General features: G+C 55.6%; 17 protein-coding genes. 8 read left to right on the top strand and 9 right to left on the bottom strand.

The annotated features are described in order from the left end of the window. Window positions 1–32: 32 nt before the first annotated feature. Genes LVD14_RS07190 through LVD14_RS07180 form a run of 3 tightly spaced genes read right to left on the bottom strand, consistent with a single transcriptional unit; the run spans window position 33 to window position 4,302 of the window. A complete protein-coding gene (locus tag LVD14_RS07190) occupies window positions 33–470 on the bottom strand; it encodes a YqaA family protein (RefSeq protein ID WP_237133344.1) in 438 nt (145 codons plus the stop codon). Window positions 471–482: 12 nt separating this feature from the next. After that, window positions 483–3,527: a bifunctional proline dehydrogenase/L-glutamate gamma-semialdehyde dehydrogenase PutA gene (gene putA, locus LVD14_RS07185; RefSeq protein WP_237133343.1), complete on the bottom strand. Its 3,045-nt coding sequence runs from the start codon at window positions 3,525–3,527 to the stop codon at window positions 483–485. Window positions 3,528–3,534: 7 nt separating this feature from the next. Further along, a complete protein-coding gene (locus tag LVD14_RS07180; protein ID WP_237133342.1) occupies window positions 3,535–4,302 on the bottom strand; it encodes a class II aldolase/adducin family protein in 768 nt (255 codons plus the stop codon). A gap of 122 nt (window positions 4,303–4,424) precedes the next feature. Here LVD14_RS07180 and LVD14_RS07175 point away from each other — a divergent pair, with 122 nt between their 5' ends. Continuing rightward, on the top strand, window positions 4,425–5,117 hold the full coding sequence (locus LVD14_RS07175) for a hypothetical protein (protein WP_237133341.1): 693 nt from the start codon (window positions 4,425–4,427) through the stop codon (window positions 5,115–5,117). On the opposite strand, the gene LVD14_RS07170 is transcribed toward LVD14_RS07175, so the two are convergent. Further along, the gene (locus LVD14_RS07170) at window positions 5,051–5,551 is read right to left on the bottom strand and encodes an Lrp/AsnC ligand binding domain-containing protein (RefSeq protein WP_237133340.1); all 501 of its coding nucleotides are present in this window, start codon (window positions 5,549–5,551) and stop codon (window positions 5,051–5,053) included. The genes LVD14_RS07175 and LVD14_RS07170 overlap by 67 nt on opposite strands. Window positions 5,552–5,710: 159 nt before the next feature. Between LVD14_RS07170 and LVD14_RS07165 the strand changes: the two genes are divergently transcribed. Next, window positions 5,711–7,033, top strand: a complete 1,323-nt coding sequence (locus tag LVD14_RS07165) for a D-amino acid dehydrogenase (RefSeq protein WP_237133442.1) — start codon at window positions 5,711–5,713, stop codon at window positions 7,031–7,033. 56 nt (window positions 7,034–7,089) lie between these two features. Here LVD14_RS07165 and LVD14_RS07160 read toward each other — a convergent pair whose 3' ends face one another. Then, the gene (locus tag LVD14_RS07160; protein ID WP_237133339.1) at window positions 7,090–7,551 is read right to left on the bottom strand and encodes an EVE domain-containing protein; all 462 of its coding nucleotides are present in this window, start codon (window positions 7,549–7,551) and stop codon (window positions 7,090–7,092) included. Between the two features lie 16 nt (window positions 7,552–7,567). After that, window positions 7,568–8,368 carry a sulfite exporter TauE/SafE family protein gene (locus tag LVD14_RS07155; RefSeq protein ID WP_237133338.1) on the bottom strand — a complete coding sequence of 267 codons (801 nt, stop codon included), beginning with the start codon at window positions 8,366–8,368 and terminating at the stop codon, window positions 7,568–7,570. Between the two features lie 151 nt (window positions 8,369–8,519). Here LVD14_RS07155 and LVD14_RS07150 point away from each other — a divergent pair, with 151 nt between their 5' ends. Continuing rightward, window positions 8,520–8,969, top strand: a complete 450-nt coding sequence (locus LVD14_RS07150; RefSeq protein WP_237133337.1) for an SRPBCC family protein — start codon at window positions 8,520–8,522, stop codon at window positions 8,967–8,969. Continuing rightward, window positions 8,959–9,300 (top strand): ArsR/SmtB family transcription factor, encoded by a 342-nt coding sequence (locus LVD14_RS07145; protein WP_237133336.1) that lies wholly within the window; start codon window positions 8,959–8,961, stop codon window positions 9,298–9,300. The genes LVD14_RS07150 and LVD14_RS07145 overlap by 11 nt, the downstream gene beginning before the upstream one ends. A gap of 13 nt (window positions 9,301–9,313) precedes the next feature. Here LVD14_RS07145 and icmF read toward each other — a convergent pair whose 3' ends face one another. Then, complete coding sequence (gene icmF, locus LVD14_RS07140; RefSeq protein ID WP_237133335.1) at window positions 9,314–12,559, bottom strand: fused isobutyryl-CoA mutase/GTPase IcmF; 3,246 nt, start codon at window positions 12,557–12,559, stop codon at window positions 9,314–9,316. A gap of 110 nt (window positions 12,560–12,669) precedes the next feature. On the opposite strand from icmF, the gene LVD14_RS07135 reads away from it, so the two are divergent. Both LVD14_RS07135 and LVD14_RS07130 read left to right on the top strand, forming a co-directional pair. Then, window positions 12,670–13,128: a MerR family transcriptional regulator gene (locus tag LVD14_RS07135; protein WP_237133334.1), complete on the top strand. Its 459-nt coding sequence runs from the start codon at window positions 12,670–12,672 to the stop codon at window positions 13,126–13,128. A 37-nt stretch (window positions 13,129–13,165) separates the two neighbouring features. Beyond that, the gene (locus LVD14_RS07130; RefSeq protein ID WP_237133333.1) at window positions 13,166–14,362 is read left to right on the top strand and encodes a thiolase family protein; all 1,197 of its coding nucleotides are present in this window, start codon (window positions 13,166–13,168) and stop codon (window positions 14,360–14,362) included. A gap of 47 nt (window positions 14,363–14,409) precedes the next feature. Here the strand turns inward: LVD14_RS07130 and LVD14_RS07125 are convergent, their stop codons facing one another. Then, on the bottom strand, window positions 14,410–15,240 hold the full coding sequence (locus tag LVD14_RS07125; RefSeq protein WP_237133332.1) for a hypothetical protein: 831 nt from the start codon (window positions 15,238–15,240) through the stop codon (window positions 14,410–14,412). A gap of 113 nt (window positions 15,241–15,353) precedes the next feature. Between LVD14_RS07125 and LVD14_RS07120 the strand changes: the two genes are divergently transcribed. Together LVD14_RS07120 and LVD14_RS07115 are read left to right on the top strand one after the other, a co-directional pair. Further along, window positions 15,354–16,016 (top strand): Fe2+-dependent dioxygenase, encoded by a 663-nt coding sequence (locus tag LVD14_RS07120; protein WP_237133331.1) that lies wholly within the window; start codon window positions 15,354–15,356, stop codon window positions 16,014–16,016. Between the two features lie 274 nt (window positions 16,017–16,290). Next, the gene (locus tag LVD14_RS07115) at window positions 16,291–18,891 is read left to right on the top strand and encodes a TonB-dependent receptor plug domain-containing protein (RefSeq protein WP_237133330.1); all 2,601 of its coding nucleotides are present in this window, start codon (window positions 16,291–16,293) and stop codon (window positions 18,889–18,891) included. Between the two features lie 125 nt (window positions 18,892–19,016). On the opposite strand, the gene LVD14_RS07110 is transcribed toward LVD14_RS07115, so the two are convergent. Continuing rightward, window positions 19,017–21,371 (bottom strand): TonB-dependent receptor, encoded by a 2,355-nt coding sequence (locus LVD14_RS07110; RefSeq protein WP_237133329.1) that lies wholly within the window; start codon window positions 21,369–21,371, stop codon window positions 19,017–19,019. Window positions 21,372–21,423: the final 52 nt, after the last annotated feature.

Below are 21,423 nucleotides of genomic sequence, written 5' to 3'. Positions count from 1 at the left end.
TTTTGTCAGGACTTTTAAACAGTTAACGAAAATCAGGCGGAAATACCGAGTAAAGAATGTCCGATCATCAACACTAAGGCGTAACGTGCAGCCTTGCCAGTTGCTACCAGCAACAGAAACAGATCGAAGCGTATCCGTAATATACCGGCGACAAAGGTAAGTGGATCACCGACTATGGGAAGCCAGGCGAACAACAGACTCCAGCTGCCAAATCGCGCGAACTGGCCGCTGGCGCGCTCCAGCGTTTTCTCGTCGGCCGGAAACCAGCGACGATGCTGAAACCTGAGAATCTCCCGCCCCAGCCACCAGTTGACACAGGAACCCAGGGTGTTACCGGCCGTTGCAGCCAGCCACAAAGCCCACAGCAGGTACCCCTGCTGACGCAATGTGAGCAACAGTGCTTCGGATGAGGCAGGCAACAGAGTAGCCGCAACAAACGCCACCACAAACAGGCTCAGATAGGCGAACACGTCAGTCTGGACTCACGAATCGTCGTCCGACATGGCCATTAGTGAGGCATTGCCGCCAGCTGCGGTGGTGTTGGTACTGATTGACTGTTCCGTGGCGAATCGACTGAGGTAATGCGGCCCACCGGCCTTGGGGCCCGTGCCCGACAGACCCGTGCCGCCGAAGGGCTGGACTCCAACAATGGCACCGATCATATTGCGATTGACGTACACATTGCCGGCCCTGATGCGCGATGCAATCTGTCGTGCACGGCTGTCTATGCGGCTGTGAATACCGAAGGTCAGACCATAACCGGTCGCATTTATCTCATCTATGCGCTTGTCCAGGTCGGCAGAGTGATACCGCAACAGATGAACGATTGGCCCAAAAACCTCCTCCTGTATCTGGTCAATACTGGTAATTTCATACAGTTGCGGCGGGAAATAGAGCGTTGACGGAAGCTCCTCTGGCAAGGCACAGCGTTTACGGCAGCGGGCATTGCTATCCAGGAAGTCAGCATGCTGTGCAAGGCGCTCATAAGCTTCCGCATCAATTACAGGGCCTACATCAGTTGCCAGCCTGGCGGGATCGCCGATACACAGCTCGTCCATGGCCCCTGCCAGCAAGCGGATCAGCTCATCTGCGATGTCTTCCTGAACCAGCAAAATGCGCAATGCAGAGCAACGCTGACCGGCACTTTGAAAGCCCGATTGAAGCACGTCAGTAACCACCTGCTCCAGCAGCGCCGACGAGTCCACGATCATGGCGTTAAGACCACCCGTTTCCGCTATCAATGTCGCGATAGGTGCATCACGTGCGGCAAGTGACTGATTGATGGAGCGCGCCGCCGCTGTGGAACCGGTAAAGGCAACACCGGCCACCCGGCTGTCCCTGACCAGTCTCCGACCCGTCTTCTCCCCACCCAGCACCAACTGGAAAACCTCTTTGGGAATCCCGGCCTGATGAATCAGCTCAGCCGCTGCGATGGCCACTGCTGGCGTCTGTTCGGCTGGCTTGGCAACGACGCTGTTACCAGCCACGAGTGCGGCTGTGACCTGCCCCAGGAAAATCGCCAATGGAAAATTCCACGGACTGATACAGACAAAAACACCTTTGCCACGCAGCCGCCACTGATTAAGCTCGCCGGTTGGCCCTGGCAGCGTACGCACGGCAAACTCTCGGCGCGCCTGCAGCGCATAGTATCGGCAAAAATCAACTGCCTCGCGGACCTCAGCGACGCCATCCGTGATTGTTTTTCCGCCTTCAGTTGTGCACAGCGCCATCAATCTTGGCGTTTCTACTTCCAGCAACTGAGCAAGATTTTCCAGACACAGTGCTCGTTGTTCTACCTCCGTGGCATCCCAGTCTTCGAAACTGGCATGGGCGGTCGCCAGTGCCCTCTCGATATCAGCGTCGCTGCTGGGCGAGTGCTGGGCGGAATTGATCCTTTGCAGCTCTCGCTTCCAGTCCCCCTGCAGTGCAGCCAATGTTTCGGTGTCGTGAAGGTCGATGCCTGCGGAATTGACGCGATCAGGATAAAGCTCAACAGGTAAAGGAATTCTCGGGTGCGATATTTTTTCCAGGCCCGCAATCTGCAAATGCGGATGCTGGATCAGTGATTCAATAGGCGCCTGGTCATCCAGAATACGATTGACGAACGAGGTATTGGCCCCATTCTCCAGCAACCGTCTGACCAGATACGGCAACAGGTCCTCATGACTGCCAACCGGCGCGTAAACGCGACATACCAGATCGCGAGAATTCGCCAGCAACTGGTCATATAACGGGCCACCCATGCCATGCAGGCGCTGAAATTCAAAATCACGATAGTCACCCGCCAGCGTAAGAATTGCTGCCACCGTGTAGGCATTGTGCGTGGCGAACTGCGGGTAGAGGAGCTCATGGTAGTTCAGCAGTTTCTGTGCGCAGGCCAGGTAGGAAACGTCTGTGCACACCTTGCGTGTGAATACCGGATAGCTTGCCAGCCCCCGCTCCTGTGCGCGTTTGATTTCACTATCCCAGTAAGCCCCCTTGACCAGCCGCACCATCAGTCTGCGTTGTGAACTCCGCGCCAGTTCAGCAAGCAAGTCCAGCAGATCAAAACAGCGCTTCTGATACGCCTGGACGGCCAGGCCCAGGCCATCCCATCCGCTCAGTGCCGGATCATGAGCCAGTGCAGCAAAAACAGCGAGCGTCAGATCAAGTCGATCAGCTTCTTCGGCATCGACCGTCAGTCCGATATCGTAGCGCCTGGCAAGCAGTGCCAGCTCTCGTGCCTTTGGGATCAGCTCAGTCATCACACGATCGGCCTGTGACAATTCGAATCGCGGATGCAGAGCCGACAGCTTTATCGAGATACCTGGCGCCTTGATAGGAGATGTGTGCTCAGCCACAGTTTTTCCGATAGCGTGAATGGACGCTGCATAGGCTTTGAAATAGCGTTGGCTGTCTGGCTGCGTCCTGGCGGCCTCACCCAGCATATCGAAGGAGTAACGGTAGTCGGTATCGCGGCGCTTGAGAGCCTCATCAATCGTGCGACCCATGACAAAATGTCTTGCCATAATGCGCATAGCCTGGCGAACTGCCTGCCGGACCATGGGTTCGCCGCAGCGCTGCGCAAACTGCCTGAATACATGCTGACCCTGCTCGGTATCCAACGGGGCCATGATTCGTCCGGACAGCATCAGCCCCCAGGTCGAGGCATTTACAAACAAAGAGTCACTTTTACCCAGGTGACTGCCCCAGTTGCCGCTGGCCAGTTTGTCCTCAATCAGCCGATCAGCCGTATCGCTGTCGGGAATGCGCAGCAAGGCCTCGGCCAGACACATCAGCACCACACCTTCATCACTGGACAGCTGGTATTCCTGCATCAATGCATCAACGCCCGAACCATTACGCCGATTGGCACGAACCGTGGCAACCAGATCGCGAGCCCGTTGCTGCACTTCATCCAGCGTCGCCTGCGACCACTGCAGCTGACTGCAAAGTCGTTTTACATGGCTGGCCTCGTCAACACGATACGCGTCCAGCAATGCCTGGTAGCCTTCGGTCTCAGTAATATCCAGCCTGGAGTAGTGCATGTCGGCCTCACTGTCGGTAACCGGGATCCTTGGCGTCCAACGTACGCAGCAGGCCTGGCCAGAGCAGTTTGGCCACTTTGGGAAGGGTTTCGGACTGCTTGCGGGTCGTCTCTATCGCTTCGGCAGATGGGAAGTGCAGCTCGCCGCCGGCCTGCGCGCGAATCTGTTTCTCACAGGCGTTTTCAAGAAAGTACATCAAGGTGAAGGCCTCGGGCACACCTTTGCCTAGTGTCAGGGTGCCATGATTGCGCAGTATCATAATGTCCTTGTCGCCGAGGTCACGGACAATGCGTTCACGCTCGTCTAGATTCAGAGCCACACCCTCATAGTCATGGTAAGTCACGCGCGGATGCACCAGCATGGCCGTCTGTGTGATGGGCAGCAGGCCTTCCTTCTGAGCCGAGACGGCAGTACCCGCGTGGTTGTGGAGGTGCATGACGCTGCCCGCGTCAGGTCGGGCCATATGCACGGCGCTGTGAATCGTGAAACCGGCGGGATTGACGCCATAGCCATTATCCGCCACCACGGCACCCTCGTGATCAACTTTAACCAGGGATGAGGCGGTGATCTCATGGAACATCATGCCGTAGGGGTTAATCAGAAAGTGATGGTGATTGCCTGGCACACGCGCCGAAAGATGCGTAAATATCAGATCATCCCAACCAAAGTGGGCGACCAGACGGTAGGCTGCTGCCAGATCCACGCGCACCTGCCATTCCTCAGCCGGGATATGGGACGGACGTTTATCAAACAGTGTTTGTGGATTCGCGCTCATGACTTTGCTCCAGAATTGCCTATAATCATGTCAGGAATTGTGAACCGAGCAGGCGCTGGTTTCCAGCCTTTTTGAACCTCGCGCAGCCTGGACCTGGATCAACTCATGCGGGAACAGCACTGATGAGCAAAACATCTCTGACAGGACTCCATCGATTCTGCTGCGGATTACTGTTGATTGTAATTGGCTCTGCCTGCTCAAGCAGGCCCACACCTGAGCAGCAACTGGCGACGCTGGAAGCCGAGCTTCTCAACAGTCCCACGTTAACAGTCTCATTTGAAGTCATCGCCACGGGTGCCTTTGCGGCCGAATTGCGTGGCACCTTAACCATCATGGGCGACAATCAGACCTCACTGCGTGCTGACGGCAGCTTTGGTGGCGAACCAGTATCGCTGCATCTTGGCAGCACGGATACCGGCCTGGTCGGTGGCAATGGTGACAATCAGTTTGCCGTCGCCCAGCCTGCTGCACTTCGCGAAGCGCTGGTCATCGGTCTGACGCGCATGGGGATCCTGCACAATCTGGCAAGGCTCACCTCCGTGCAGCCGCCGGATCACGCTGATGGCGGAGTTCAGAACTGGGTTCAGGCAGACAGTCTGACTGGCGGAGGCGACAGCCTGAGTTTCAGCATCATCGTTGCAGGTCAGCCCAGTGGGGAAGCAACCCTGCTGTTCAGCGACCCGCAAACCCTGCTGGGCCGTGAGCAGGTAGTGAATTTTCCGGGTGGCTCCATGCAGGTGACCGAGTCCTATACAATCACCTCTTCTGGCACGGGGATATCCAGCGTCTCCTTGATTTCCTCCATGACGATGTAACTCTTCGATTCCCGCACACCGGGCAGTTTCAGCAGGATATCGCCCAACAACTGGCGGTAGGAGGCCATCTCGGATATGCGGGCCTTGACCAGGTAGTCGAAATCACCCGATACCAGATGGCATTCCATCACATGCGGCAGCTTGGTCGCAGCCTTGCGAAAATCATCAAAAATACTGGCGGATTTGGAAGTCAGGCTGATTTCCACAAACACCAGCAGACTGGCGTGCAGCTTGTGTGGATTGAGCCGCGCGCCGTAGGACAGGATAAATTTTTCCCGCTCCAGACGTTTCACACGCTCCATACAGGGTGAGGTCGACAGACCCACCCGCTCGCCGAGCTCGACGAAGGAAATCCGCGCCTCTTTTTGCAATATGCGTAAGATCTGGCGATCTATTTTGTCCAGTTCACGACTCGAAGCTCTGCGCGTTTTCATTAATTACCTCTGAATTTTTAAAACTTTGCAGTAATAATTACTGCCTTAACCAGTTAATACAAAAAATACACGCAGTGCTGAACACTTACAATATGTTCCAGAAACTGACACCGAAGTTAATTGAGGTGAGTCAGCATGAAACAGTCGACAGGAAATACTATGCACTGCATTGTGATGGGAAGCGGCGTTATCGGTATGACCAGCGCCTGGTATCTGGCCAAAGCCGGACATCAGGTGACTGTGATTGATCGCCAGTATGGACCGGCGAAGGAAACCAGTTTTGCCAATGCCGGTATGGTCTCTCCCGGCTACTCAGCGCCATGGGCAGCGCCCGGCGTGCCCCTGAAAGCGATTAAATGGCTCATGTCACGCCACGCACCACTGGCAATCCGTCCCACCGCGGACATGGAACAGTATCGCTGGATGTGGCAAATGCTGAGCAACTGCACTTCTGCGCGCTATCAGGTCAACAAGGAACGAATGATGCGGTTGGCTGACCACAGCCGCCACTGCCTGATTGCGCTGCGGAATGAAACCGGCATCGACTACGAGCAGCGCCGCCGTGGCACACTGCAGCTGTTCCGCACCAATGCCCAGATGGACGCAGCGACACGAGATATCGCCGTGCTCAAGGAACTGGGTGTCCCCTACGAATTGCTGGATGCTGAAGCCTGCGTGAGTGCAGAGCCAGGCCTGGCACAGAGCCGCGACAAACTGGCCGGTGGTTTGCGCCTGCCACTGGATGAAACCGGCGACTGTCACATGTTTACGGTTGAACTGGAGAAACGCTGCCGTGCGCTTGGTGTGGAATTCCGCTATGGCACAGACATCACAAAGCTGAACAGCGATGACACCCGCATCAAATCGGTGACGATCTGTAAGCGGAATAACGGTGCCGAGCCGCAAGAGCTGGTTGCTGACAATTATATCCTCGCGCTGGGCAGCTACTCTCCAGGGTTGCTGGCTCCACTTGGCATCAGGCTGCCTGTGTATCCGGTCAAGGGCTACTCTCTGACCATTCCGGTGACAGACGATGCTCGCGCTCCGGTATCAACCTTGATGGACGAAACCTACAAAGTTGCCATCACTCGATTCGACCAGCGTATTCGCGTTGGTGGCATGGCAGAGCTCGCAGGGCACGACCTGAGTTTGCGCAAGCGCCCGCTGCAGACACTGCAAATGGTGATCGGGGATCTGTTCCCGGAAGGCGGCGATGTAAGCAAGGCTGAATACTGGACTGGACTGCGACCCATGACGCCGGACGGCACACCAGTTGTCGGCGCGACCCAGCTGCACAACCTGTACCTCAATACCGGTCACGGCACGCTGGGCTGGACCATGTCATGCGGCTCGGCGCAAGTGTTGAGTGACATCATCAGCGGTCATCGACCTGCAATCCGCAGCGATGGCCTGGATATAAGCCGTTACCAGCGCCCGGTCGATCGGAGCCGTAGTGGCAGGCCGGCCACCGCGCAAGGCTGAGCCTGCTGGCAAACATCAGGCAAGGCCAGCTGAGGCTGATCACGGACTGACCACCCTCAGCTGGCCGACCTCAGCATGGTCCGCCACTCAGACTGGCTAACCGGCATCACAGAAAGCCGGTTGCCTTTTTTGACCAGCGGCAACTCAAGCAGCTCCGGATTGGCCTTTATCTCATCCAGTGGAATTAAGCGCTCAAACCTGCGAACAAACACAAGATCCACCGCGTCCCAGCGCGGCTTGTCAGCACTGCTTTTTGGGTCGTGGTAGCTTGATCGCGGATCAAACTGCGCCGGATCAGGGTAAGCCGCTTTAACAATACGTGCTATGCCTGCGACACCGATATGCTTGCAGCTGGAGTGATATATGAACACCTCATCACCTACGGACATCTGCCGCAGAAAATTTCGCGCCTGATAATTGCGCACGCCCTCCCAGACGATCGGTTTGTCGGCTTGTGAGGCAAAGTCATCAATACTGCACTCATCAGGCTCGGTTTTCACCAACCAGTAACTTGTCATCCAATTACCTCGTCAATTACCCCAACACTGTTCTCAACATCTGCAAGGCCAGCACAATCACCAGAGCTGCGAATAGCTTCTTGAGCGTCGCAACCGGCAGGCTGTGTGCCAGTCTGACGCCGACAGGCGCACTGAGCTGACTGGCCAGCGCCATGACCAGCACCGCTGGCCAGTAGATAAATCCCCAGCTTAATGCCGGCAGATCTGCGATAGACCAGCCATTGATCAGATAACCCAGGGTACCGGCCAGCGCAATCGGCAAACCGACCGCTGCCGAGGTGCCAATCGCCGTCTGTATACGGGTATTACACCAGGTCAGAAACGGTACCGTCATGGTGCCACCACCTATCGCCACCAGCGCAGAGATGCCCCCAATGATACTGCCAACACCGGCCAACGATGCCGCGCCAGGCAGTTGACGGGAAGGTGGCGGCTTGCGATTCAGAGTCATCTGCACCGCCACGAAGCACATGAAGCAGAAGAAGAAAATCGCCAGAGGGCGCGGAGAGAGATAGGCTGCCAAAAATGTTGCTGCAAAGGTACCGACAATAATGCCTGGGGCCAGTCCGCGAACAGCAGGCCAGAGCACGGCCCCACGGCTATGATGGGCGCGCAGACTGGCAATCGATGTCGGGATAATAGTGGCCATGGAGGTGCCGAGCGCAAGGTGCACAACATAATCAGACACGAAACCCTGTTGCGCGAACAGTACGGTCAGCACCGGCACCATGACTGCACCACCACCAATCCCGAAAAGTCCCGCAAGCAGCCCGGTCACTGCGCCCAGCCCCAGATAGGCCAACAACCAGCTCAGCATTACTGCACCCACTCAAATTTATTGTTTCGCGATTGTAACCGCAGGCTGTCATCTGTAACACCCGACATTTGCGCATAGAGACCGCTTGCAATAAAATGCACAATATGCAACCTTATGGTTGCATATAAACTATTGACACCGGGAGCACCCCATGAACAAACAGGACACTCTGGTCAAAGTTGTTGACCTGAAGGCAAGCCAGTCCCGTGTCTGGCAGGCACTGACAGACTATCGACAGTTCGGCGAATGGTTTCGCGTTGATCTTAATGAACCCTTTGCACCTGGCAGTCGCTCCACGGGCCTGACCACCTACCCAGGTTACGAGGGATACGAATGGTTGGCGACCATAGAAACCATGGAACCAGAGTCACTGTTCTCCTTTCACTGGCACCACGATAATGTTGATGCACACCTGCCCCTGGCGCAGCGACCCACCACACGCGTCGAGTTTCGACTGGAACCGATAGATGGCGGGACACGTCTGACGATTACAGAATCCGGGTTCGCGGCATTACCGGATGACAGCCGGGACTTAATCATTCGCAACAACACGCAGGGCTGGGACATACAGGCGGAGCACATCAAAGCTTATGTCAGTTGACCCGACGGCACCGCTTTTGCCAAAAGATGCCGTGCCACTGTTTGCTGCCCTCGGAGACTCGACCAGGCTGAGCCTGCTTAGCCGATTGCAGGATGGTCAGCCCCATGCAATTGTAGAATTGACTCAGGGCAGCGGCCTGACACGACAGGCAGTCACGAAACACCTGCGAGTACTCGAGCGCGCCAGACTGGTCATCAGTCAGCGCGAAGGTCGCGAGACGCGTTACGTGTTTGATGCGACCGGACTGAATGAAGCCAGATCCTATCTGGAGATGGCCTCACTGCAGTGGGATCGGGCAATAGATCGGCTGCGACTGTTTGTGGAAGACTGATAGTCCCGATAGTCTACATATTCCGACGATACTGCCCGCCAACCTCAAAGAACGCCTGAGTGATCTGTCCAAGCGAACAGACCTGCACAGCATTCATCAGTTCAGCAAACACATTCTCGTTATTACGGGCAGCATCTTTGAGACGAGCTAGCGCGGTATCGGAGTCTTTCGCGTGTCGAAGATGGAATGCACGCAGCCGTTTGATCTGGCTTATTTTTTCCTCTTCAGTGGAGCGTGCCAGCTCCATATTGAACTCACTGTTGTCGTCCTCACCATCCGGGTTGAGGAAGGTGTTCACGCCCACGATGGGCAGCGAGCCATCGTGCTTGCGATGTTCGTAGAGCATCGACTCGTCCTGAATCTTGCCGCGCTGGTACCCGGTCTCCATGGCACCCAGCACACCGCCACGTTCAGCGATGCGCTCGAACTCCTGCAGCACGGCCTCTTCCACCAAATCAGTCAGCTCATCAATAATGAACGCGCCCTGATTGGGATTCTCGTTCTTCGCCAGTCCCCACTCTTTGTTAATGATCAATTGAATCGCCATGGCGCGACGCACAGACTCGCCGGTGGGCGTCGTGACGGCCTCATCGTAGGCGTTGGTGTGCAGGCTGTTGCAGTTGTCATAGATGGCGATCAGTGCCTGCAGGGTGGTGCGGATATCGTTGAATGACATCTCCTGTGCGTGCAATGAGCGGCCCGAGGTCTGGATGTGATATTTAAGTTTCTGACTACGATCATTGGCGCCGTATTTTTCGCGCATTGCTACGGCCCAGATGCGGCGCGCCACACGACCCAGCACGGTATATTCCGGGTCCATGCCATTAGAGAAAAAGAAGGACAGATTCGGCGCAAAGTCGTCGATCTTCATGCCCCGAGCCAGCCAGGCCTCCACGAAGGTAAAGCCATTGGACAGCGTAAATGCCAGTTGCGAGATGGGGTTGGCGCCGGCTTCGGCAATGTGATAGCCGGAGATGGACACCGAATAGAAATTACGCACCCTGTTTTCGATGAAGTATTCCTGGATGTCGCCCATCACTTTGAGGCTGAACTCGGTGGAAAAAATACAAGTATTCTGACCCTGATCTTCTTTCAGGATGTCAGCCTGCACTGTGCCACGCACGGACTGCAGCGCACGTGTGCGAATCTGTGAAGACTCTTCTGTCGACGGCGCACGGCCCTGCTCGCGTTCAAAGGCCGTCAGTTGCTGGTCAATGGCTGCATTCAGAAACATGGCCAGGATGGTCGGCGCCGGCCCATTGATGGTCATCGATACCGAGGTGTTGGGGTGGCAAAGATCGAATCCGTCATACAGCGCTTTCATATCATCAAGCGTCGCAATCGAGACACCCGAGTTACCCACCTTGCCATAGATGTCCGGACGCTCGTCCGGATCAAAGCCGTACAGCGTGACCGAGTCAAATGCTGTGGACAGGCGCTTGGCGTCGGAGTATTCCGACAGCGCCTTGAACCGACGATTGGTGCGAAATGCATCGCCCTCGCCAGCGAACATCCGTGTGGGATCTTCGCCCTCTCGCTTAAATGCGAATACACCTGCCGTGTAAGGAAAGCGACCCGGTACGTTCTCCAGCATCAGCCAGCGCAGCAGATCACCATGATCAGTGAAACGCGGCAGTACAATTTTAGGGATACGTGTACCAGACAGACTGGTCGTTACCAGCGAAGTGCGTACTTCCTTATCTCGGACGTGCACAACCAGCTCATCGGCGGCATAGTCCTGCATTAGTTGTGGCCACTTAGCCAGAAGGTCATGACTCTCGCCGTCCAGCTGTTGAGCACGCTGATCAGCCAGCGCCTTTAATGGCGCCACAGCAGCGTCAATGTCAGCCTGGCCCAGCATCGCCGCAGATGCTTCAAGCTGTTGAATCTCCCGTGCCAGCATAGACTGCTGCTCAACATGGCGACGGTAACTGCGAATAGTGTCAGCAATTTCCGCCAGATAGCGCTGTCGCTGGGCGGGCACAACGGCACTCTGAAGAGTAGAGGTACGCCGCTTGACGGCCGGCAGCTGGCTGTCAAACTCCTTCAAACCTTTCTTGCGCAGCACAGCCAGCAAGGCCTGATAAAGCGCAGTAACACCGTCATCGTTAAAATGGGAGGCGATGGTACCGTACACCGGCATCTGATCAGTGTCACGATCAAAGGCCATGCGGTTGCGTTGCACCTGTTTGCTGACATCGCGTAGCGCGTCGTCTGCGCCCTTGCGGTCGAACTTGTTGATCGCGACTACATCGGCGTAGTCCAGCATGTCGATTTTTTCCAGCTGACTGGCCGCGCCAAACTCAGGCGTCATCACATACAGCGAGGCATCGACAAATGGCACGATGCCAGCGTCACCCTGACCAATGCCAGGTGTTTCGACAATCACCAGATCAAACCCGGAAACGCGCACAGCGTTGATGATGTCGCGCATGCAGGCTGGCACTTCTGTCTCTGCGCCGCGCGTGGCGATCGAGCGCATATACACTGAAGGATGGTAGATGGCGTTCATACGGACCCGGTCACCCAGCAAGGCGCCACCCGTGCGACGCCGGGTGGGGTCGATGGCAAGCACGGCCACCCGCAGATCATCACCACTGTCCTGTCGAATTCGCAGAATGACTTCGTCGGTCAGTGAGGATTTTCCTGCACCGCCCGTGCCGGTTATCCCCAGCACTGGCGCGCGATTGACCGGATTGGTACGTTCGCGCAAATACTCGCGCTGTTCAGTACTGACATTGCCGTTCTCCAGGTGACTGATAAAGCGCGCCAGCTGCAGCCGGTCGCCTGTCAGCATGGCATCCAGATCCACAACTGGCGCAGCCTGTTGATCGTTGGCCAGGCGTTGCAGCATGTCATCGATCATGCCCTGCAAACCCATCTTCTGACCGTCCTCAGGCGAGTAAATCCGTGTCACGCCGTAATCGTGCAACTGCTTGATCTCGGATGGAATGATGACGCCACCGCCACCTCCGAAAACCTTAATGTGTCCGGCTCCGCGTTCGCGCAGCATGTCGATCATGTAGCTGAAGTACTCAACATGTCCGCCCTGATATGAGCTGATTGCAATGCCCTGCACATCTTCCTGCAATGCCGCCTCCACGACCTCCTGCACAGAGCGGTTATGCGCCAGGTGAATGACCTCTGCACCTGCCGCCTGCAGCATACGGCGCATGATATTGATGGCAGCATCATGACCATCAAACAGACTGGCCGCAGTGACGAAGCGGGGAAAGCTGGAACGCGAAGGCTGAGGCATTTGGCAGTGCTCTAATTGATGTGTGGCTGGTGGTGGTTTATTATATTGACGTTAACGTCAACGTCAATCAAGACACTTGTCATTGAATCCAACAAAAAAGAATTACTTCCATGCCCGACATTTCCCAGGTACTCAGCGATACGTTTCTGCGCACCAACGCGCTCGATCCACGCGAAAGTGGCAATAAAACCTACAGCATTTCGCAGCTGGCCAAAGAGTTTGACATCACTACACGTGCCATCCGTTTTTATGAAAGCGAAGGATTACTCAGCCCCGAGCGCGAAGGTCGCAACAGGCTATACAGCCAACGTGACCATACGCGTCTGAAACTGATTCTGCGCGGCAAGCGTCTGGGTTTCTCGCTGGATGAAATTGGCGAGCTGTTCGAGCTTTATGATTCGTCCTCGACCGGCGAACTGGCCCAGCTCAGCCGCGTGCTCGAAAAAATTGAAGAGCGCAAGCAGATACTCAAACAGCAACTTGAAGACATCCAGCTCAGCCTGCACGAGCTCAAGGAATTTGAGCGGCAATGCCGTCAGCGGCTTCGCCAGATGCGCAGCAATCACTAATCACATTCAGCAATTTCAGGACACAGGACAATCGCACATGACTGACCAATCTGTGGTGATACTCGGTGGCGCCCGCACTGCCATTGGCGGCTTTCAGGGCGTCTTCAGCAATACGGCTGCGCCAGCCCTCGGGACAGCCGCCGCACGCGCGGCACTGGAACGCGCCGGACTGGATCCGGCCCAGCACCCTGAGGCGATCGACGACGTGTTGATGGGTTGTGTGCTCCCCGCCGGGCTTGCCCAGGCACCAGCGAGACAGGTTGCGCTGGGAGCAGGCCTGGCTGTTACAACGCCCTGCACGACCGTCAACAAAATGTGTGGTTCTGGCATGAAAACCGTCATGATGGGCATGGATCAGATCCTCGCTGGCCATGCTGACGTCGTGCTTGCGGGCGGTATAGAAAATATGACGCAGGCGCCTTACCTGATACCCAAGGCGCGGGGCGGCCTGCGACTTGGTCACGGCGAACTGAAAGACCATATGTTTCTGGACGGACTGGAGGATGCCTACACGGGCAGACTGATGGGCAGCTTTGCCCAGGAAACGGCGGACAAATTTGGTCTCACGCGCCAACAGATGGATGACTACGCGATCTCCTCGCTGACGCGTGCCAAGGCCGCGATAGACAAGGGCTGGTTTGACGCCGAAACAGTTCCAGTGACGGTGAAGGCCGGTAAACAGGAAGTCACTGTCCGTCACGATGAACAGCCAGGAAAAGCCAATATCGACAAGATCCCTCAGCTGCGCCCGGCGTTCTCTGCGGAAGGAACTATTACCGCGGCCAACTCTTCCTCAATCTCCGACGGTGCGGCCGCACTGGTGCTGGCCCGCGAGGCGGTGGCGAAAGCGTCGGGACTCAAACCTATTGCCCGTCTGCGTGCGCAGGCCAGTCATGCGCGTCATCCCGGCGAATTCACAATTGCCCCGATTGGCGCCATCGAAAAAGTGCTGCACCAGACAGGCTGGTCTGTCGACGATGTGGATCTGTTCGAAATTAATGAGGCGTTTGCGATGGTACCCATGCTGGCCATGCAGGAACTGGGGCTTAACCACGACAAGGTCAATATTCATGGTGGTGCCTGTGCACTGGGCCACCCGGTAGGAGCCTCGGGAGCGCGAATTATCGTTACTTTGATTTACGCGCTACAGAGACTTGGCAAACAGCGGGGCATCGCCAGCCTTTGTATCGGTGGCGGCGAAGCGGTTGCCGTAGCACTGGAGTTGACCGACTGAGTCTGGCCGCTCGGTCGAGCGGCCAGAGGATTCCCAGTCAGGCTGAATTACAGACCAGAAGCCGCCAGCTCGATGCGGCTGGCCGCGCCATAAAGCACAGCTGGCTGAGTCGGCAACTGCTGCGGCGGTTGCACACCAGACCAGGTGGGCATGATGCTGTCCATTTGCTCACGCATGCGGCCAGTGACTCCTGCATCGGCGCCCATCGCCTCTATTCGGTCCAGCACGTCATACGCCACTCGCATGAAACCGAAAGAATCCTGGTACTCATGGGCATTCTCCAGGCTCAGGTCGTCACCTGCCGCGATGTCGTACTCAGCAGCGGCAGTGCTCACGAGATCAACAATAACCTCACCCAGCAATCCAGCGTCAGGGTCTTCGACCACATCTTCAGCTGCAGCGATTCCCTGCAGCAGGTTGGCATAAGCAGCTTCCACATCAGACAGCGGCTGGCGACGTTCCACGGCAACTGCCAGAGCCTCCAGCTCGCTGGCGAAGCCGGGTGCACCGCGCGCGTTCAGAGCGGGCACCAACGCCGCATAAATTTCTGCTTCGGGATGCTTCATATGTGTTTCGGCAGCAGCGCGATCGCCTGCACGGTAAAGGTCAACGCCAACCATCAGGTGCCCGCGGATAAAACCGAGCTGTCCCAGGTAGACGGCATCGTTGCTGACCGAAGCGACGCTGCTGGCGCCTTCGCCACCCTCACCACCTTCTCCGCCTTCGCCGCCTTCTCCACCTTCACCGCCCTCGGACACACTCATGGCCATCGCACTGTGATCCATGCCGTCCATGCCGGACGAACCCGCACAAGAAACCATGGTTCCGGCCATACAGACTGCGCCAAGACCCAGCCAGAGCTTATGCTTGGACTCCATACCCACTCCTCTTTTCAACACGTCTTTTCAAAAAACACTTCAGTTTAAGCGACTGTAGCGTGTAAACTGCAAGAAGCTTACTACAATCAATAATCATTCTCAATTGTATTAACATGATATTACCCATCGGCCAGACTTTGCCTGATCACCTGTTGCAATCGCTCTACGAACTTTCTGCGGACGAGACTCAATTCGTAGACGGCGCCAGCACAGCCGGATGGCATGCACGCACGCTGAAGCGCAATCTGCAGGCAAAGCCCTCACCGCTGGTCAGCCGGCTGCTGCGGCAGACAGGTGACGCATTGCTGGCTAATGAACTGGTTCAGGCGGCAGCTCGTCCCAAGGCAATTGTCCGGCTGTTGTTAAGTCGCTACGAACCCGGCATGGAATACGGCCTTCATGTTGACGATGCAATGATCGACGGCCAACGAACCGATCTGTCATTCACACTGTTTCTCTCTGCAGCTGACAGCTATGAGGGCGGAGAGCTGGTGATCGATGAAGCATCTGCTGAGCGCAGTTTTAAACTGGACGCAGGCAGTCTGCTGCTGTATCCGTCAACGACTCTACACCGCGTGTCACCCGTGACTCGCGGCCAGCGATTGGTCATCGTTGGCTGGATTCGCAGTCTGGTGCGTGATCCTGCACAGCGAGAGATACTTTTTGATCTGGAACGCAGCATCACCCAGTTGCGCCAACAGGCAGATCAACAGGCGACGCTCGCCTTACTGCTAAAATCACGCAGCAACCTTCTGCGTATGTGGTCTGAAGATTGAGCGCCCCGTTTTTGGGCCCTTGCACCACGAGCGAACATGACAATAGTGTCGCATTATGAGGCATCACTAAAATCGCGCTTAAAAGCAGTGCAATAACAGCACCCACCCCTTCAACACAATTATTTCACGGCACCGTTATGGAACACACATCCTTTTATTACGAACCAAACTGGTGACCTTTTTTTAATTGTTATTCTATATCATATCTTTTTTGATGTGGCACATCGATTGCAGTTAACACTCCTGTATACCAATAAAACTATCAGGAGTGACCATGGCAAATCTGTCAAAGAACCCACTTTCACGAACCATTGCTGTCATTATCGCTGGCCTTGCAGTTATCCCTGCAGAACTCTCTGCACAGCCTGCCGAGGCTGAGCCCACACTGGAAGAAGTTGTCGTTACCGGCTCTCGAGGCCGACCCAGAACTGTTTCTGACTCACCCGTTCCAATTGACGTCTTTGATGCCGACACCATCGAATCTGTTTCGTTTACTGACACTAACGACGTATTAAAAACACTGGTTCCGTCATATAACGTATCGCGAAACCCAATTAGTGATGGCGGCACCTTTATACGACCCGCCTCGCTGCGCGGCATGCCAACTGACAAGACACTGGTTCTGGTCAACTCCAAGCGCAGACACCGCGCTGCACTCGTTTCCATCGGTGGCTCGGGCACGCAGGGCCCCGATATCGCCACCATACCCACTATTGCGCTGAAGAATGTAGAGGTGCTTCGGGACGGTGCGGCTGCACAGTACGGCTCTGATGCGATTGCCGGCGTTATTAACTTCATCCTCAAGGACAGCGCCGAAGGCGCCAGCTTTAGCGTAGACACGGGCGAGTATTACGAGGGCGACGGTTCGCAGTTTACAGTACAGGGCAACATTGGTTTACCGCTGGCGAATAGCGGCTTCATCAACCTTTCTGCTGAAGTATCTCAGTCAGATGCAACCATACGTGCCGAACAATATTGTGAGACCTGGTTCTGTCTGGATCCGTCGAACCCCGTCTATGACCCAACCGCATCCTATACCCGATACACCGAAGATCCCGGCTACATGGCCGCAGTGGCAGATATGGGCGAGGTTGTGCAGCCCTGGGGGCAACCCAATAGCGATGCTCAACGCTTTTTTGTTAATGCTGAAATGCCTCTCAGCACGACAGCGACACTGTACGGGTTTGGTAACTATTCCAGCAGTGAAACGGACGGCCCCTTCTTCTACAGATATCCAGGCAATGGCACGATCGAAGAGCTCCGGCGCCAGGATGGGTCCATATACACGCCTCTGGAAAAATTTCCGGGCGGCTTCACACCACGATTCTTCGGCGACGTGTTTGATTTTTCAATCGTTGGCGGTTTGCGGGGTGAGCTGAGCAACGGTCTGATGTATGACCTCAGTGGTCGTACTGCGGAAAGCAAAGTTGAGTATACCCTCAACAACACTATCAACCCTTCTCTGGGCCCAGACTCTCCAACGTCGTTCAAGCCTGGCGACCTGGTCAATCAGGAGACGCAGTTTCAGGCGGATTTCAGCCTGGATGTGGACGTCGGACTGGATGCTCCGGCACTGCTGGCGTTTGGAGCAAGTTATCTGGATGAAACCTACAAAATCGTCGAGGGTGAGCCAGTCTCCTATGAGGCTGGTCCATACGCCGTCCCGGATCCCTGGGGATTCTGTAACGATAACGGCACAGCAACCAGCGCAGGCCTGGCCGTTATTGCCAATGGCTCATCTCTCAATTGCGCCAGCAGCAGCGACCCGGTATATCGGGTAGTTGGCGTGGGCTCGAATGGTTTCCCGGGTTACTCTCCCGAATTCTCTGATAACTACGAGCGTGATTCCTATGCCTTCTACACGGACATCAGTGCAGACCTGACGGATGCACTGTTTATGCAGGCAGCCGTTCGCTACGAAGACTACTCAGATTTCGGTAGTGAAGTCGTTGGCAAGCTGGCTGGACGCTATAGCCTGACTGAAGCCATTGGCGTGCGGGCATCTGTAGGCACCGGCTTCCGGGCACCGACGCCTGGACAACAGGGCACAACCAACGTATCAACCCGATTGCCGGACGGTTTCCCTGTCGCAACTGGCCTCTTCCCTGCAGGCGGAGTTGTTGCCCAGGCTCTCGGTGCGACCCCCCTTAGACCCGAGACATCGACGAACTTTGCCATCGGCCTGACGGCAGAATTCGATGCACTGAGCTTCACTGCCGACTTCTATCGCATCGACGTCGACGACCGTGTGTACTCAGTCTCTACACGCCCCGTATCCACCAATCCGACGGCAGGTGCGGCTTACGACAACTATCTAGCGCTGGCAAATGCCAGTGTAGTCGGCGCTGAAACCATTGGAGGTGTTTTCTACTTTACTAACGCCTTTGATACCAAGACACAGGGACTGGATCTGGTAGCGACGCTGCCAGTAAGCTGGGACTCGGGTGCTAATACCACGTTTAGTGCATCCCTAAACTTTAATACCTCCGAGTTTGCTTCAGATCCCAGTACATTTCTGAACGAGGAGAACCAGTTCGACTTCGAAAACTTCGACCCGTCCTGGCGCGGCATGATGTCAGCCCGCCATACGGTGGGACCATTGACCCTGGTAGCTCGTGCCAACCTCTACGGCTCGTATGAGAACTTCAATGGTGGGCAGGTGCAGGAGTTTGACCCGGCAGTGATTTTCGACCTGGAAGGGCAGTACCAGATCAACGAAACCCTTCGCCTGACGCTGGGTGGGCGTAACCTGTTTGATTACTACCCTGAGAAGGACAGCATTGGTGACTACTGCTGTGGTCGCCTGTACTCATCAGGCACGGCAGTGAGCTGGCAGGGTGGTTATTACTATGCTCGATTGAACGCGAGCTTCTAACTGCAGGTGTCGGGCCGGCGACTGTCGGCCCGATGTCCAGCAAGGAGGTAGTAAGTGCTGCCACACCTTTTTGGCAGAGTTATGCCTGACCCTGAAAGGGGTCAGGCTTTTTTTATCTGCGACAATCAGAAATCGACGGTAAGAGTCGCTGTAGCTGTTCGTGGCGGAGCAATCCAGCCGCCCCAGCCGCCAGCCACGCCACCAATATAGGACTCGTCGGTGAGGTTGCTGACATTGACACGCAGATTGGCGGATTTAAGACCCAGCAGGTCCTCTGTCAGATCCACACCAAAATACATATCAGTCACTCCATAACCATCGATTCGCGTGGTATTTGCGGCATTCAACCAGCGCTCCCCAACATCTTTGTATGTCACACCTGCAAAGTATCTGTCGCGGCGCCAGTCTGCAGACAGCACAAACATGTCTTCTGCCGATCCAAACACGGTATTGCCAGGAAACACACCCAGCAATGTGTTTGCCGCAGGGTCAGGTGTACCGATATAGGTTGAATCGTTCATCGTATAGGAGAAGTAAAGACTCAGACTGTCGGTAACCATTGCCTGGACAGCCGCTTCAATACCTGATGAATCGATACCACCCACGTTCACGTAGGCGCCATCACTCTCTCCCAGATAGTCGATGCCATCGGTCGATCCTTCCGGAATATAGGTGATACGGTTAGCGAACTCGATATCGTAGTAGGTCAGACTGGCATTCAGCATACCGGTGCTGTAGCGCAGACCGATGTCCATACTGTCTGCCGTTTCCGGCTCCACCGAATCCAGCGCTGTCTGATTGGCCTCCAGAACACCATCTTTGATGGACGAGAAGCTTTCTGCGTAACCGCCAAACACCTCCAGGCCATCAACGGGCAAGGCGTACACCAGTCCGCCACTAAACAGAACATCCGAGTCTGAGTTCACGGTTGCCGTTCTCAGACCACCCTGATGCTCATCTTCGCGTTCGATGTCCACCAGATACTGCTTAACGCCCAGGCGGGCCGTCAGATCACCCATGATGACAGTATCTTCGAGATACCATGTCATGGTTTCCTGCGGGAAGCTTCGATCGTACTGTGTCCAGTAAGGCATGTGATTAAAATTGTAGCCGGTACGCGAATCCAGAATCTTCAGCCAGTCGCGTGACTCGTTGCGCGTATTGTCTTCATACCAGAAGCCGCCGCGCAGCTCGTTGCTGAAACCACTCAGATCCTGCTCCCACGCGAAGTCAGCGATAAAACCGGTTCGCTGTTTGTCATACACAGTGTGGCGATAGGACCCAACCGGAATGGCACCAGCAGGGAAACAGGCCGGATCATACGCAGGCCCGGCACCGCCGTAAGGGAATACCAGTGAGCTCTGACAGTTGGCTCTGGGCTGAAGCGCCCGGCCGTTCGCGTCGACAAAGGTGATGGTACCCAGCGGGCTGCCACCCAGCACCGGTGCACCCGTGGTCAGCTCCGAATGCGGATTGCCCGCACCGTCATTTCTCACATCAACAATATATGGTGGCAGCCAGTCTCCACGACCACTGTTGTCATGATGATAAACGGAAGTACTGAAATCGATCTCTGAAACAGTGAAATCAACTTTTGCGTAGGCGAGCAGGTTTTCACGCAGTGTGGACCAGCCGCGACGGTACAGTTGGTCGATGTGTGGAATGCCAGTCCAGTCCCCGGTCAATCGATCCCAGGTCGGATCCTCGGCAAACTCCTGTGGTGTGACACGCTGGTAGTTGTCCTCATGCGCATCGTCAAAAGAGATATAGCCAGTCAGCTCAAAGGACTCGTAGTGACCTTTCAGCTTTGCGGCGATATGATCGCGATTAGACTCACCTGAGGCATCTATCCAGGCATCGATATCAGAGGTAGATACGCTGATCCAGGCGTATGTATTGTCAGCAATTTCACCGGTGTTGTAGCGTGCAAAAACCTTGCGTGCATTGTTATCACAGAATGTTGTGGAAACGGTCAGCCCGGCCTGGTCTGTGGGATCCACACTGCGAAAATTCATGCTGCCACCCAGTGCTTCATGCGACCAGGAGGCTATATCAGAAGTGCCCTGAACCACGTCGACGGCGAACAGGTTTTCGGTATCGAGGAATCGGTTGGCTTTGGAGCCACCACCATAATTTGAGTTACCGTTGGGTATGCCGTCGATGGTCATACCCAGCTGCTGCTCATCAAGACTCACCTGGAATCCGCGGATACTGACTGTTGTGGACCAGTCATCACCGCCAAAGGCGTCGCCCTCATTTACCAGCACGCCGGGGATATAATCTATGGCACCCAGCACGCTGGAAGCAGCTGATACCTGATTCTGCATTTCTTCAGTGACGCTGCTGCTGGCAAATGTACGCAGCTGTGTTGTCACGACCATTTCTTCAACCGCCGGGGCTTGCTGTGCAAAGGCCAGCGGCGTGGCAATCATGGATCCGATCGCGGCGCAGATTGCGCGTGTTAATGTGTTATTTCTCATTGTTGTCAAACCCTGGATAGTGTCGTAGGAACTGGCACTTTAGGGTCTGACT

It is taken from the genome of Pseudohongiella sp. O18, from assembly GCF_021729085.1.
Lineage (GTDB): Bacteria > Pseudomonadota > Gammaproteobacteria > Pseudomonadales > Pseudohongiellaceae > Pseudohongiella.
Note: the sequence above shows the minus strand (reverse complement) of the source record. Positions and strands in the feature narration are given on the sequence as shown.

What these genes read in the sequence shown, in the direction of transcription:
- putA (WP_237133343.1), bottom strand. Translation starts at nt 3,527, where the DNA reads ATGCACTACTCCAGGCTGGATATTACTGAGACCGAAGGCTACCAGGCA.
- LVD14_RS07180 (WP_237133342.1), bottom strand. Translation starts at nt 4,302, where the DNA reads ATGAGCGCGAATCCACAAACACTGTTTGATAAACGTCCGTCCCATATC.
- LVD14_RS07175 (WP_237133341.1), top strand. Translation starts at nt 4,425, where the DNA reads ATGAGCAAAACATCTCTGACAGGACTCCATCGATTCTGCTGCGGATTA.
- LVD14_RS07170 (WP_237133340.1), bottom strand. Translation starts at nt 5,551, where the DNA reads ATGAAAACGCGCAGAGCTTCGAGTCGTGAACTGGACAAAATAGATCGC.
- LVD14_RS07165 (WP_237133442.1), top strand. Translation starts at nt 5,711, where the DNA reads ATGCACTGCATTGTGATGGGAAGCGGCGTTATCGGTATGACCAGCGCC.
- LVD14_RS07160 (WP_237133339.1), bottom strand. Translation starts at nt 7,551, where the DNA reads ATGACAAGTTACTGGTTGGTGAAAACCGAGCCTGATGAGTGCAGTATT.
- LVD14_RS07155 (WP_237133338.1), bottom strand. Translation starts at nt 8,368, where the DNA reads ATGCTGAGCTGGTTGTTGGCCTATCTGGGGCTGGGCGCAGTGACCGGG.
- LVD14_RS07150 (WP_237133337.1), top strand. Translation starts at nt 8,520, where the DNA reads ATGAACAAACAGGACACTCTGGTCAAAGTTGTTGACCTGAAGGCAAGC.
- LVD14_RS07145 (WP_237133336.1), top strand. Translation starts at nt 8,959, where the DNA reads ATGTCAGTTGACCCGACGGCACCGCTTTTGCCAAAAGATGCCGTGCCA.
- icmF (WP_237133335.1), bottom strand. Translation starts at nt 12,559, where the DNA reads ATGCCTCAGCCTTCGCGTTCCAGCTTTCCCCGCTTCGTCACTGCGGCC.
- LVD14_RS07135 (WP_237133334.1), top strand. Translation starts at nt 12,670, where the DNA reads ATGCCCGACATTTCCCAGGTACTCAGCGATACGTTTCTGCGCACCAAC.
- LVD14_RS07130 (WP_237133333.1), top strand. Translation starts at nt 13,166, where the DNA reads ATGACTGACCAATCTGTGGTGATACTCGGTGGCGCCCGCACTGCCATT.
- LVD14_RS07125 (WP_237133332.1), bottom strand. Translation starts at nt 15,240, where the DNA reads ATGGAGTCCAAGCATAAGCTCTGGCTGGGTCTTGGCGCAGTCTGTATG.
- LVD14_RS07120 (WP_237133331.1), top strand. Translation starts at nt 15,354, where the DNA reads ATGATATTACCCATCGGCCAGACTTTGCCTGATCACCTGTTGCAATCG.
- LVD14_RS07115 (WP_237133330.1), top strand. Translation starts at nt 16,291, where the DNA reads ATGGCAAATCTGTCAAAGAACCCACTTTCACGAACCATTGCTGTCATT.
- LVD14_RS07110 (WP_237133329.1), bottom strand. Translation starts at nt 21,371, where the DNA reads ATGAGAAATAACACATTAACACGCGCAATCTGCGCCGCGATCGGATCC.